General features: G+C 59.3%; 13 protein-coding genes. 3 read left to right on the top strand and 10 right to left on the bottom strand.

The annotated features are described in order from the left end of the window. Positions 1 to 80: 80 nt before the first annotated feature. On the bottom strand, positions 81 to 1,640 hold the full coding sequence (locus tag RMV17_RS06155) for an AmpG family muropeptide MFS transporter (RefSeq protein ID WP_311886015.1): 1,560 nt from the start codon (positions 1,638 to 1,640) through the stop codon (positions 81 to 83). Positions 1,641 to 1,683: 43 nt separating this feature from the next. Then, positions 1,684 to 2,037, bottom strand: a complete 354-nt coding sequence (locus RMV17_RS06160) for an MGMT family protein (protein WP_311886016.1) — start codon at positions 2,035 to 2,037, stop codon at positions 1,684 to 1,686. Positions 2,038 to 2,201: 164 nt separating this feature from the next. Between RMV17_RS06160 and RMV17_RS06165 the strand changes: the two genes are divergently transcribed. Continuing rightward, a complete protein-coding gene (locus RMV17_RS06165) occupies positions 2,202 to 3,209 on the top strand; it encodes a DUF481 domain-containing protein (protein ID WP_034154954.1) in 1,008 nt (335 codons plus the stop codon). A gap of 165 nt (positions 3,210 to 3,374) precedes the next feature. Here RMV17_RS06165 and RMV17_RS06170 read toward each other — a convergent pair whose 3' ends face one another. Then, a complete protein-coding gene (locus RMV17_RS06170) occupies positions 3,375 to 3,584 on the bottom strand; it encodes a cold-shock protein (protein ID WP_002554837.1) in 210 nt (69 codons plus the stop codon). 354 nt (positions 3,585 to 3,938) lie between these two features. On the opposite strand from RMV17_RS06170, the gene dcd reads away from it, so the two are divergent. Beyond that, positions 3,939 to 4,505, top strand: a complete 567-nt coding sequence (gene dcd, locus RMV17_RS06175) for a dCTP deaminase (protein WP_007918616.1) — start codon at positions 3,939 to 3,941, stop codon at positions 4,503 to 4,505. A gap of 107 nt (positions 4,506 to 4,612) precedes the next feature. Continuing rightward, a complete protein-coding gene (locus RMV17_RS06180; protein WP_095119221.1) occupies positions 4,613 to 4,822 on the top strand; it encodes a hypothetical protein in 210 nt (69 codons plus the stop codon). 46 nt (positions 4,823 to 4,868) lie between these two features. On the opposite strand, the gene pdeM is transcribed toward RMV17_RS06180, so the two are convergent. The 7 genes from pdeM to RMV17_RS06215 all read right to left on the bottom strand — a co-directional run bounded on the left by pdeM (position 4,869) and on the right by RMV17_RS06215 (position 12,400). Then, entirely contained in the window at positions 4,869 to 5,525 is a 657-nt protein-coding gene (pdeM, locus tag RMV17_RS06185) for a ligase-associated DNA damage response endonuclease PdeM (RefSeq protein WP_311886017.1), read from the bottom strand. Continuing rightward, a complete protein-coding gene (locus RMV17_RS06190; RefSeq protein WP_311887021.1) occupies positions 5,522 to 7,990 on the bottom strand; it encodes a ligase-associated DNA damage response DEXH box helicase in 2,469 nt (822 codons plus the stop codon). Before RMV17_RS06190 ends, pdeM begins: the two co-directional genes overlap by 4 nt. Before the next feature lie 210 nt (positions 7,991 to 8,200). Beyond that, a complete protein-coding gene (locus RMV17_RS06195) occupies positions 8,201 to 8,965 on the bottom strand; it encodes an ABC transporter ATP-binding protein (protein WP_007918612.1) in 765 nt (254 codons plus the stop codon). 13 nt (positions 8,966 to 8,978) lie between these two features. Continuing rightward, entirely contained in the window at positions 8,979 to 10,097 is a 1,119-nt protein-coding gene (locus tag RMV17_RS06200) for a succinylglutamate desuccinylase/aspartoacylase family protein (RefSeq protein ID WP_034154959.1), read from the bottom strand. 28 nt (positions 10,098 to 10,125) lie between these two features. Further along, positions 10,126 to 10,836, bottom strand: a complete 711-nt coding sequence (locus RMV17_RS06205; protein ID WP_034154960.1) for an ABC transporter permease — start codon at positions 10,834 to 10,836, stop codon at positions 10,126 to 10,128. Then, positions 10,833 to 11,561: an ABC transporter permease gene (locus RMV17_RS06210; RefSeq protein ID WP_311886018.1), complete on the bottom strand. Its 729-nt coding sequence runs from the start codon at positions 11,559 to 11,561 to the stop codon at positions 10,833 to 10,835. Before RMV17_RS06210 ends, RMV17_RS06205 begins: the two co-directional genes overlap by 4 nt. 56 nt (positions 11,562 to 11,617) lie before the next feature. Next, positions 11,618 to 12,400, bottom strand: a complete 783-nt coding sequence (locus tag RMV17_RS06215; protein WP_008083900.1) for a transporter substrate-binding domain-containing protein — start codon at positions 12,398 to 12,400, stop codon at positions 11,618 to 11,620. Positions 12,401 to 12,425 lie beyond the last annotated feature (25 nt).

Here is a 12,425-nt window from a genome sequence, read left to right on the forward strand (position 1 = left end):
GGCGAGTTTTGCCGACGTACAGGCGTGAGGTCAGTGGGGAGGCACGACGGCGGGATTCCTCCCGCCGTTGCCGAAACGTCTTACGATTCTTCTGCGACCGGTGTCGGCACAGGCTCGGGCGTTGGCGTCGGGCCTTCGCGGCGGCTTTCCTGGAACCAGTGCAGGGCGATCAGCACCAGCGTCGGCACACCGAGCAGGGCGGTGATCAGGAAGAAACTGTGGTAACCGAATTTCTCGACCAAGACCCCGGAATAGCCGCCCATCAGGCGCGGCAACAGCAGCATGATCGAGCTGAGCAGGGCGTATTGGGTGGCGGAGAACTTCAGGTTGGTCAGGCTCGACAGATAGGCAACGAAGGCCGACGTCGCCAGACCCGAACTGAAGTTGTCGAGGGAGATAGTGACCACCAGCATCTGCAGGTCCGGGCCCATGTCGGCGAGCATGACAAACAGCAGGTTGGTGGCCGCCGAAGCGACACCACCGATAAAGAGAATCGGCAGGATGCCGAAACGCACGATCAGCAGACCGCCCATGCCGGCGCCAACGAGCGTCATGATCAGGCCAAAGATCTTGCTGACACTGGCAATCTGATCCTTGGTAAAACCCTGATCGATATAGAACACGTTGGCCATGACGCCCATGACCGTGTCCGACATCCGATAGGTGGCGATCAGACCCAGCAACAGAAACGCCTGCCAGCGATAACGCAGAATGAAATCGTTGACCGGTGTCAGCACCGGCGCGAGGCCGCGACGACCCATGGTCGACAGGCACAAGCCGGTGAGCAGCGTGTAGAGAATGGCGCGCAGGAAGGCGCGGTCTTCGAGCAGCAGATCGAGTGGGCTCATGCCACCGAACAGCACGCTGGCGAAATCGGTGTTGTAGAGCTGGGTGAACATCGCCGGTACGGAGACCAGCAGAACGATCAGCACAAACACCGACATCAATTGATGCATGAAGGTGTAGCGCCCGGCCTGCAACTGCGTGCGTAGCGGCACCGGCGGCTCACGCATGAACAGCGTGGTCAGCAGCGCGGGAATCATCAGTGCACCGAACAGCGCATAAGTGCCGGCCCAGGCCGAATGCTGATAGTTGAAGCCCGTGGAGCCGAAGCCCTCAGCGAAAAACAAGGCGCCGGCAGTCGCCAGCAGTGCGGCCACGCGATACCCGGACATATAACTGGCGGCGAGTGCAGCCTGGCGGTTGTCTTCGGCAATTTCCAGGCGATAGGCATCCACCGCAATATCTTGAGTGGCGGAGGCGAAAGCGACGACAACGGCAATAGCGATCAGCCATGACAGGTGCTTTTGCGGGTCGCAGAAGCCCATGCCGATCAGGCCGAGAATCACCAGGGCTTGTGAGAGCACCAGCCACGAGCGGCGACGGCCAAGCTTGCCCAGCAATGGCAGGCGCCATTGGTCGAGTAAAGGTGACCAGACCCATTTGAACGCATAGGCCAGACCGATCAGGCTGGCGTAGCCGATGGTTTCACGGGCGACACCGGCTTCACGCAGCCAGACGGAAAGCGTTGAAAACACCAGCATGTACGGCAGGCCGGCGGCGAAACCGAGCAACAACAGCACGAGCGTCGAAGGACTGGCATAAGCGGCTAGCGCGGCGCGCCAGGTTTTACGGGGCATGGGCTGAAGTCTGCCTCAAGATTGCGGAAACAAAGCGCGCACTCTAACCGCTGTGCTCTACCGGACGCCAGCCATGGCGCTGAATATCCACACGATTGTTCAGGACGGTGATGCCTTCCATACGCAATCGGGCCCGTTGTTCATCGCCGGACGGGCTGCCCACCGGCAGGCTGATCCGACCGCCGGCGCCCAGCACGCGGTGCCAGGGCAGCCTGGTATCGCCGGGCAACTGGCTCAAGGTGCGGCCGACCCAGCGGGCGGCGCGTCCCAACCCGGCCAGTTCGGCTAACTGACCATAGCTGACCACTTTGCCTTCGGGCACCTGGGCGAGTGTCGAGTAGAGCGCCGTGCGTCGGATTTGCGCATTGTTTTCAACGCTGTCGAGCGGGTCTTTCACGTACGCGGTTCCTGAGCATGAACAGTTTGATGGCTTTCAGAGTAATCCGTGATCAGCCAGTTGAGAAATGAACTCATCAGAAATAGTCCGGTCAGTCCTTGTCAGGGTCTTATTCCTACGGATAATGCCGACCTTTTTCGCAAACTTGAGCCTTCGATTCGCTTATGTTGTCCAGATCCTTGTTGTGCCTTGCTGTTTTAAGTGCGTCCACGCCCCTGCTTGCCGACACCGTCTGGTTGAAGAACGGTGACAAGTTGAGCGGCACCATCACCGTGTTCGATGGCGGCAAGCTGTTGATCCAGACGAAATATGCCGGTGCGGTCACGATTGACTGGAAAGAGGTCAAAACCCTGGACAGCGATCAGCACTTGCTGGTCAAGCAGGACGCCTATACCGGTGAAGTCTCCAAGTCGCTGACGGCCGCCGAAGATGGCAAGGTCACCCTGGCCAACGGTGAGGCGCCGAAAACCGTCGAGCTGGCGAGCATTCAGCAGATTCTCAAACCGAAACCGGTGGTCGAGGATCTGGTCTGGAAGGGCAATGTCGACCTGGCGCTGGACTATCAGCGCGCCGAGAAGGACACCGATGACTACGATGTCGGCTTCAAGACCACGGCCCGTCATGGTCGCTGGCGTCATACCGCCGAAGGCGAGTACAACCGCGAAGTGCAGGACGACGAGACCACCACTGACAACTGGCGCGCTGAATACGCACTCGACCGCTTCCTGACGGATCAATGGTTCTGGCAGGGTCGTCTGAATTACAAGCGTGATCACATCGAAGAGCTGGCGCGCCAGCGCGTGGTCGGTACCGGTCCCGGCTACCAGTTCTGGGATGACGAGCTTGGCGCGTTCTCGCTCGGCTCGTTGTTCAACCGCACCGATTACGAGTATCGCGATGGCAGCAAAGACAACTTCTATTCCGTCGCGATGAAGTGGGATTACAACCGTTATCTGATCGGCAAGAAAGTCGAGTTCTTCACCAATGGTGAAATCGGCAAGCCGCTGTCGGATGTGGCCAACTACGCGCTGGATGCGGAAATGGGCCTGCGTTACAAGGTCACCGACTGGGCATCGCTTAACCTCAAGGCCGAGCGCGACATCATCAGCGGCACCAACGATGCCGATCTGAACAAGACCCGTTATACCGCCGGGTTCGGCGTGGCCTGGTAAGGCACAAGTAAAAGATCGCAGCCTTCGGCAGCTCCTACAGAGGATTGATATACATCCTGTAGGAGCTGCCGAAGGCTGCGATCTTTTTTTTGCGAGCTGAAAAACAGACGCCCACAAAAAAGCCCCGCTTTTAAGGGCGGGGCTCTTTTCTAAAGAAGCTACAAGTTAGATAACTTGTACTTCTTCAGCTTGCATGCCTTTCTGACCGCGGGTAGCGATGAAAGAAACCTGTTGGCCTTCTTTCAGGCTTTTGAAGCCGTCGGATTGGATAGCTTTGAAGTGAACGAACAGGTCGTCACCGGATTGTGGAGTGATGAAGCCGAAGCCTTTTTCATCGTTGAACCACTTAACGGTACCGGTTTGGCGATTAGACATGGTGTAACTCCTTGAACAAAGATAACTGCGACTCAGGAAGAACCCTGGCCGAGACTGAGTGCAAAGAGCAGGAAAAATTCTTGTAGATGGTTGGATCGAAATTCAACATATCGTGTAGAGATTCTCAGTGACACAAGCAACACAGTGACGCCACCTTAACCCAGTTTCCGAGAAGTGCCAATGCTTCTTGCGAAGGTTTCTCTGTTTTCGGGATCGGCGGTGTGACGGTTCGTCGCCAAAGCCCGTACTTCATGGGTGTTCGGCGAGAATTGCACCGCGCACTTTGAACCCGGCGGCGCGCCCGGTAAGATGCCGGACAGAATTTTTCCACCTCGCTATTCAGGACACCCCGCCATGAGCATCAAATCGGACAAGTGGATTCGCCGCATGGCGCAGGAACACGGCATGATCGAACCGTTCGTCGAGCGCCAGATGCGCGGCAGCGACGACAGCCGTGTGATCTCTTACGGTGTATCTAGCTATGGCTACGATGTACGTTGCACCAATCACTTCAAGGTGTTCACCAACATCAACTCGTCCATCGTCGATCCGAAAAACTTCGACCCGGGCAGCTTCGTCGACGTCCACAGCGACGTTTGCATCATTCCGCCGAACTCCTTCGCGCTGGCCAGCACCGTCGAATATTTCCGCATTCCGCGCAATGTGCTGACCATTTGCCTGGGTAAAAGCACCTACGCACGTTGCGGCATCATCGTTAACGTCACGCCGCTCGAGCCTGAGTGGGAAGGCCACGTGACGCTGGAATTCTCCAACACCACCAATCTGCCGGCGAAAATCTACGCCAACGAAGGCGTGGCACAGATGCTTTTCCTTGAATCCGACGAGGAATGCGAAGTGTCCTACAAGGATCGTGGCGGCAAGTACCAGGGCCAGCGCGGCGTGACCTTGCCGCGCACCTGATTGGTCCATCCGACAGATCGCGGGAATTCTTTGGCGGGCAGACACTCTATGGGGTGTACTGCCCGTTTTTGCTTTCGGCAAAACGGGCCTTCGCCGAGGAGTGCTCTATGAAGATCGATCCGCAAATCACCGCCGAACTGGCAAGGCTCGAGCCCAATCAGATTGGCGTATTGGCCTGGTCCTTGTTGGCGCATCCGGCGCTGAGCATGGCTGGCGGAATTCCCGGTCAACCCGATCCTGATACGCCCAACGAACAACCGACCGAACCGGGCGAACCGACCCTTCCGGACGAGCCACCACCGGCGCCGGTTGCCTGATCTGCATTGAAAACGAATGGCCAGTCAGCTGAGATCTGCAAAGACCTCAGCTGACTGGCCATATTTCGTTGTCACCGATGACGAAAATTCTGCAACTCTCTTCTCGCTCGACCGCGTACCCGCCGGTAAAGGCGCCGAATGCCGGCAGCAGACTGATGCGCTCGCCGAGCCGGAAACACGCCAGGCGCAAGCTCTGCCGACCCTTGCCATGTAACCGATAGACCGGGTGCACATGACCCGCCAGCACGTGTCTTTCAGGATGCGGGTCCGGTTCATGTTGCAAGGCGAATGGCCCGAGCAGCAGGGGTTCCGGCACCACCCGGATGTTCAGCGATTCAGGTGGATCTCCGGCGCGTTTGTCATGGTTACCGCGAATCAGCGTCATCGGCAGTTCCGAGTGGCGCGCACGCCATTGCGCTAGCGCGCTCAGCGTGCCCGGGGCATGAGAGCCGGGCCCGTGCAGGAAATCCCCGAGAAAGATCAATAAGCGGCAGGGCAGCTTTGTCAGCAGCCGATCAATCACGGCGATATTGCTCGCCGTGGTGCCATGTGGAACCGGTTGACCAAGACTGCGGTAAGCCGCCGCTTTGCCGAAATGCACATCGGCAATCAGCAGGACCTGTTGCGCGGGCCAGTACAGGGCTTTTTCCGGCAAGAGCCAAAGTTCTTCACCGGCCAGACGTACCGGGTAGCCTGAACTCATGGGGATTTATCCTTGTCAGCGCTATTCTCCAGATCACCGACCATTCGTCGGATGCGGTCAGCGAGTTTTTCCGAACTCATGCTTTCGCGCATGCGTTCCACCAGCAGCGGGAACCCCAGCGGTGTAGGACGTTTAAGCTGATGCACGTCCAGTTTCATCCCGTTGATCCGCTCCAATGTCTGTTCCAAGCGACGAATATCCAGTTCTTCTCGTAGGACTTCTTCCCCCGCCTGGGCCAGCAAAAGGTTGTCGGCGTCGTATTGTTTGAACACTTCGAAGAACAAACCGCTGGATGCCTGTACCTGTCGGGTGCTTTTCGGCGCGCCGGGGTAGCCGGTGAAGACCAGCCCGGCAATCCGCGCGATCTCGCGAAAACGCCGCAATGCCAGTTCACCGGCGTTCAGGCTGGCCAGAACGTCCGCTAATAAATCATCGGTATTGAACAGCTCGGCCTTCAAATACTCGGCCCAGTCGATCGGCGTGGCACTGAGCAATTCCAGGCCGTAATCGTTCACCGCGATGGAAAACGTCACGGGCTGCCGTTGACTGACGCGCCATGCCAGCAGGCTCGCCAGCCCCAGATGCACTTGGCGCCCGGCAAACGGGTAGAGGAAAAGATGCCAGCCCTCGCGGGACTTCAGCACTTCGGCCAACAGGTTGTCTGTCGTGGGCAAACCCGACCAGCGCATCTGGGTTTCCAGCAATGGTCGCAAGGCCTGCATTTCCGGGCCGACGAACTCACCCTGTGCCGCCGCACTGAAGCGCCTGACCACGGCTTCGGCCAATTCGTTGGAAAGTGGCATCCGCCCACCATTCCAGCGTGGTACGGCGGCTTTCTTCGCGGTGCTGCGTTTGACGTAAGCAGTCATGTTTTCCACTCGCACCAGTTCCAGCAAACGCCCGGCGAAGAGAAAACCATCACCGGGTTTGAGCCGCGCGATAAAGCCTTCCTCGACGCTGCCCAACTGCTTGCCACCGCCGCCCTTGCTCCAGAATTTCAGATGGATGCTGGCGTCGCTGACGATGGTGCCGATGCTCATGCGGTGGCGCCGCGCCAATCGCGCATCGGGGACGCGCCAGATGCCGTGCTCGTCGGGTTCGACCCGGCGATAGTCCGGATAAGCCGTCAGAGACATTCCGCCGTGGCGTACGAAAGCCAGCGCCCAGGCCCAATCGGCGGGTGTCAGGTCACGATAAGCCCAGGCGCCACGGACTTCTTCGTACAACTCATCGGGTAAAAACCCACCGCCCAAGGCCATGCTGACCAAATGCTGCACCAGCACGTCCAGCGGTTTGTGCGGTGACAGTCGCGGCTCGATACGCCGTTGCTCGACGGCATCACGGGCCGCAGCGGCTTCGATCAGCTCAAGGCTGTGCGTTGGCACCAACGTCACCCGCGAGGTTCGCCCAGGTGCGTGGCCTGAGCGACCGGCGCGTTGCATAAGGCGCGCGACACCTTTGGCCGAGCCGATTTGCAGCACGCGCTCGACCGGCAGGAAATCCACGCCCAGATCCAGGCTTGAGGTGCAGACCACGGCTTTCAGCTGGCCGTCCTTCAAGGCTTTCTCAACCCAGTCGCGAGTGTCGCGTGACAACGAACTGTGATGCAAAGCTATCAACCCGGCCCAATCGGGTCGAGCCTCCAGCAGCGCCTGATACCAGATTTCCGATTGCGCCCGGGTGTTGGTGAATACCAGGCTGCTGGCGCAGGCCTCGAGTTCGGCGACCACTTGCGGCAGCATCTTCAGGCCGATATGTCCGGCCCACGGAAAACGCTCAATCGCCGGTGGGAGGAGGGTATCGACCTTCAGCGATTTTTCCCTTTGTCCCTGAATGCTGACGCCGCCCTGTGGGATCAGCACTTGCTCGGCGTGGGATTGATTACCGAGGGTGGCCGACACGCCCCAGACGATCAGATCGGGTTGCCAATGCCGCAGGCGGGCCAAGGCCAATTGCAATTGCACGCCGCGTTTATTGCCGAGCAATTCATGCCATTCGTCGACGACGATCATGCTCAGTGTCGACAGCGCCACTTGGGCATCGGCACGGGCAAGCAGCAACGTCAGGCTTTCCGGGGTAGTGATCAGTGTGGTCGGCAGGCGTCGGCTCTGGCGGGCGCGCTCGCTGCTGCTGGTGTCGCCGGTGCGCAGGCCGATGCTCCATGGGATCTGCAGGTCATCGACCGGTGTTTGCAACGCGCGTGCGGTATCGGCGGCGAGGGCGCGCATGGGCGTGATCCACAGGACGGTCAGCGGTTCGGCGGGGGCTTTGCGTTTACGCGCTGTTTCGACGGCAGGCTGCGAGCGAGCGAAGCGATTGAGCGCCGCAAACCACACCGCATAGGTTTTACCGGCGCCCGTGCTGGCGTGTAGGAGCCCGGACTCGCGGTTTTTGACCGCCGCCCACACCTGTTTCTGAAAGGCGAACGGCTTCCAGCCGCGCGCGCTGAACCAGATTTTTGCCAGGTCGGGAGATTTCGCCTTGCGGGCTGCGCGCGCTCTGGAGGTGTTCTTCCAGTGACCACGAAGCGGGCGGACAAGTTTGATTTTTGTCGGCGATGAAAAACGAATGTGGGAGCGAGCCTGCTCGCGAATGCGGTGTGTCAGCCAACGATTTGTAAACTGACACACCGCATTCGCGAGCAGGCTCGCTCCCACAGGGTTTTGCACTAATGGTTATTTGAGGTTGCCGCTGAGAAATTGCTTGAGGCGTTCGCTTTTCGGGTTACCCAGCACTTCTTCGGGGGCACCTTCTTCTTCCACCAAACCCTGATGCAGAAACAGTACCTGGCTGGAGACTTTACGAGCAAAACTCATCTCATGGGTCACCATGATCATGGTCCGGCCTTCTTCGGCCAGCCCTTGAATCACCTTCAACACTTCCCCCACCAACTCCGGGTCGAGCGCCGAGGTCGGTTCATCAAACAACATCACCTCCGGTTCCATCGCCAGCGCCCGGGCAATCGCCACGCGCTGTTGCTGCCCCCCAGAGAGAAACGCCGGATATTGATCCGCCACCCGCGCCGGCAAACCGACCTTGTCCAGATAACGCCGGGCGCGATCGTCGGCTTCCTGTTTGCTGCAACCCAGCACCCGGCGCGGGGCCATGGTGATGTTTTCCAGCACGGTCATGTGGCTCCACAGGTTGAAATGCTGGAACACCATCGCCAGCCGCGTGCGCAGGCGTTGCAGTTCATCGGCGTCGGCAACGTGCATGCCGTGGCGATCGGTGACCATGCGGATCGCCTGGCCATCGAGGCTCATGGCGCCGTCGTTGGGTTGTTCGAGAAAGTTGATGCAGCGCAAAAAAGTACTTTTGCCCGAGCCACTGGCGCCGATCAGGCTGATCACGTCGCCGGTCTTGGCCTTGAGCGAAACGCCTTTGAGCACCTGATGGTCGCCATAGCTTTTGTGCAGGCCTTCAACGGTCAGTTTGTACATGGGACAGACATCCTCAAGGCGAAAGTAAGTAGCCGCTGCGATAGGCTTCAGCGCCCGCAACATGGGCGATAACCATGCCGGCAGTGGCCATGCGTCGCAGCGAGCGGGCGTACATCACGCCGGCGCTGGTGCAATGAATAGGGGTGATCCGGTCGTTGATCGGGTCGATGATTTCGGCGATCTGCTGTCCGGCCTCCAGCACTTGCCCGGCCGTGGCGGTGTACACCAGCAAGCCGCCGACCGGGGTGGTCACCGGTTCCACACCGGCCAGCGGCGTGGCGGGGAACGGCAATGGCGGCTGCGGTTTGGTCTCGCCGACGATCGCATCGGACTGGATCAGATAATCGATGAGCGCCTGGCAGTCGCGGCTGGCCAGTGGATGGGTAACGTCACCCTGGCCGCGCAACTCGACGGTCACCGAGAAACTGCCCAGCGGAATCTCGAAGTGTTCGCCGAAGCGTTCCTTCAATTGCCACCACAGCAGCGTGAAGCATTCGTCGAACGACTGGCCGCCGGAATCGGTGGCCAGCAGGCTCGCCTGCGCTTCGATGTAGCGCGCCAGCGGCTCGACCTGCGGCCACGCTTCGGGCGTGGTGTAGAGGTGCACCACCGATTCGAAGTCGCAGTGCAAGTCCAACACCATGTCGGCGTCGCAGGCCAGCCGTTGCAGGATCAGGCGCTGGGATTGCAGTTGCGTGCTGGCGGTCTGGCGGGCGAGGGCGTCGCGCAGATGTGTGCGGATCAGTTCGAGGTTGTGCTGCGGATCGTCATTCAGCTTGCCCTCGATGGCGTTGCCGATCTCTTCACTCAGGTCGACAAACCAGCGATTGAAGTTCTGCCCGCTCTCCAGTTCGTAGCGGCCCAGCGGCACGTCCATCAGCACTTGTTCGAGGCCGACCGGGTTGGCCACCGGCACCAGCACGATTTCGCTGCGCAGGCGCCCGGCCGCTTCCAGCTCGGCCAGACGTTGCTTGAGATGCCAGGCGACGAGCATGCCGGGCAATTCGTCGGCATGCAGCGAAGACTGGATGTAAACCTTGCCCTTGGCCTGTTCCGGGCCGAAGTGGAAGCTGTGGATCTGTCGTGCGGTACCCGGCAGCGGGGCCAGCAGGTCATGGATCAGGTGGCGCATTTTTTATCTCTTTATTCCTGCGCTGGGCCTAGTGTGTCGGGCCGAGGAAGGCCAGCCATCGGCGTTCGGCAAGGCGGAACAGGCCGACCAGCGCAAAGGTAATGGTCAGGTAGATCAGCGCGGCGATGCCGAACGACTGAAAGGTCAGGAAGGTCGCCGAGTTGGCGTCCCGCGCGACTTTCAGGATGTCGGGGATGGTCGCGGTGAAGGCCACCGTGGTCGAGTGCAGCATCAGGATCACTTCGTTGCTGTAATACGGCAACGAACGGCGCAGCGCCGAAGGCATGATCACGTAGGCATACAGCTTCCAGCCAGTCAGCCCGTAAGCCTTGGCCGCTTCGACTTCGCCGTGGTTCATGCTGCGGATCGCCCCGGCGAAAATCTCCGTGGTGTAGGCGCAGGTGTTCAGGGCAAAGGCGAGGATCGTGCAGTTCATCGCATCGCGAAAGAAACTGTCGAGCAATGGCTGCGCACGCACGGCGGCGAGGCTGTAAATGCCGGTGTAGCAAATCAGCAACTGGATATACAGCGGCGTGCCGCGGAACAGGTAGGTGTAGAACTGCACCGGCCAGCGAATGTAGAAGTGCGGCGAGACGCGGGCGATCGACAGCGGGATCGACACCAGAAAACCGATGAAGATCGAGGCGCTGAGCAGCCACATCGTCATTGCCAGCCCGGTGATGTTCTGGCCGTCGGTATAAAGGAAGGCGCGCCAGTATTCCTGCAGGAGTTCGATCATCGTACGGCCTCCCGGGAACCGGCGGCATAACGGCGTTCGAGCCAGCGCAGGATGAAGTTCGAGGCACTGGTGATCAGCAGATAAATCAATGCGGCGAGGACCAGGAAGTAGAACAGTTGATAGGTGCTTTTACCGGCGTCCTGCGCCGCTTTGACCAGGTCCGCGAGGCCGATGATCGACACCAGCGCGGTGGCCTTGAGCATCACCATCCAGTTGTTGCCGATACCCGGCAGGGCGAAGCGCATCATTTGCGGAAACACCACGAAGCGAAAGCGCTGGCCGCGTTTGAGGCCATACGCGGTGGCGGCTTCAACCTGACCGCGCGGCACCGCGAGAATCGCCCCACGAAAGGTTTCGGTGAAATACGCGCCATAAATAAAGCCCAGCGTCAGCACCCCGGCGCTGAACGGGTCGATTTCGATGTATTCCCATTCCAGGTAATCGGTCAGCGTCGTCAGCCAGGTTTGCAGGCTGTAGAAAATCAGCAGCATCAGCACCAGATCCGGCACCCCGCGAATCAGCGTGGTGTAGAGCTGGGCGGGCAGGCGCACCAGTTTGATTTTTGACAGTTTGGCACTGGCGCCGAGCAGGCCGAGCAACACGGCCACCAACAGCGACAACGCCGATAATTTGATGGTCATCCAGGTGCCTTCCAACAGCAAAGGGCCAAAACCCTTGAGGCTGAAGGCGGAGAGCCCCAGATTTTGTAAGAGGTTTTCGAACATAAATCAGCAACCTGAGCGGATGGAAAAGGCGCCCATCGAGGATGGGCGCCGGGGCATTATTTGCCGCTGTACAGATTCAGATCGCCAAAGTGTTTCTTTTGAATCTCGGCGTATTTGCCGTCATCGTGTAACGCTTTGATACCTTTATCTAAAAGCGCCTTCAGCTCAGTGTTACCTTTCTTAATACCGACAGCGGTTTTGGCTGGCAGCAATTCGTTGTCGACTGGCTTGCTGACGTCATAGTCGGCGCCCTGTGGCGACTTCAAAAAGCCCAGTTCAGCTTGCAGCATGTCCTGGATACCTGCGTCGAGACGGCCGGATGTCAGGTCGGAATACACCTGATCCTGGTTCTGATAGGCCTGGGTTTTCACGCCGGCCTTGTCCAGCACGGCTTTGGCGTAGGCTTCCTGAATGGTGCCTTGCTCGTAGCCGACGGTTTTACCCTTCAACGACGCAACGTCTGCGGTGATCCCCGAGCCTTTTTTCGACACATAAGCGGTCGGGCCGGAGAACAGTTCGCTGGAGAAGTCGATGACTTTTTCGCGAGCCGGGGTCACGGTCATCGACGAGATCACACCGTCGAATTTGTTGGCCTTGAGGCCCGGAATCATGCCGTCGAAGTCACTTTCGACCCACTTGCACTTGACCTTCAGTTCGGCGCAGATCGCGTTGCCCAGGTCGATGTCGAAGCCCACCAGGCTGCCGTCGGCCGCTTTCGACTCGAACGGTGCGTACGAAGGGTCAACGCCAAAGCGCAGCTCTTTGTATTCCTTGGCCAGCGCGGAGCCAGCGGCCATGCACAACGCCAGTGCAGAAAGGGTCAGCAATGCTTTTTTCATTATTCAATCCCTAAGAACCAATATG

The organism is Pseudomonas sp. VD-NE ins, from assembly GCF_031882575.1.
GTDB classification, from domain to species: domain Bacteria; phylum Pseudomonadota; class Gammaproteobacteria; order Pseudomonadales; family Pseudomonadaceae; genus Aquipseudomonas; species Aquipseudomonas fluorescens_BZ.

Bases quoted from the DNA above. Each gene is read 5' to 3' on its own strand.
- RMV17_RS06155 (WP_311886015.1), bottom strand. From the start codon at position 1,640: ATGCCCCGTAAAACCTGGCGCGCCGCGCTAGCCGCTTATGCCAGTCCT.
- RMV17_RS06200 (WP_034154959.1), bottom strand. From the start codon at position 10,097: ATGCGCCACCTGATCCATGACCTGCTGGCCCCGCTGCCGGGTACCGCA.
- RMV17_RS06195 (WP_007918612.1), bottom strand. From the start codon at position 8,965: ATGTACAAACTGACCGTTGAAGGCCTGCACAAAAGCTATGGCGACCAT.
- pdeM (WP_311886017.1), bottom strand. From the start codon at position 5,525: ATGAGTTCAGGCTACCCGGTACGTCTGGCCGGTGAAGAACTTTGGCTC.
- RMV17_RS06210 (WP_311886018.1), bottom strand. From the start codon at position 11,561: ATGTTCGAAAACCTCTTACAAAATCTGGGGCTCTCCGCCTTCAGCCTC.
- RMV17_RS06215 (WP_008083900.1), bottom strand. From the start codon at position 12,400: ATGAAAAAAGCATTGCTGACCCTTTCTGCACTGGCGTTGTGCATGGCC.
- dcd (WP_007918616.1), top strand. From the start codon at position 3,939: ATGAGCATCAAATCGGACAAGTGGATTCGCCGCATGGCGCAGGAACAC.
- RMV17_RS06205 (WP_034154960.1), bottom strand. From the start codon at position 10,836: ATGATCGAACTCCTGCAGGAATACTGGCGCGCCTTCCTTTATACCGAC.
- RMV17_RS06165 (WP_034154954.1), top strand. From the start codon at position 2,202: ATGTTGTCCAGATCCTTGTTGTGCCTTGCTGTTTTAAGTGCGTCCACG.
- RMV17_RS06170 (WP_002554837.1), bottom strand. From the start codon at position 3,584: ATGTCTAATCGCCAAACCGGTACCGTTAAGTGGTTCAACGATGAAAAA.
- RMV17_RS06180 (WP_095119221.1), top strand. From the start codon at position 4,613: ATGAAGATCGATCCGCAAATCACCGCCGAACTGGCAAGGCTCGAGCCC.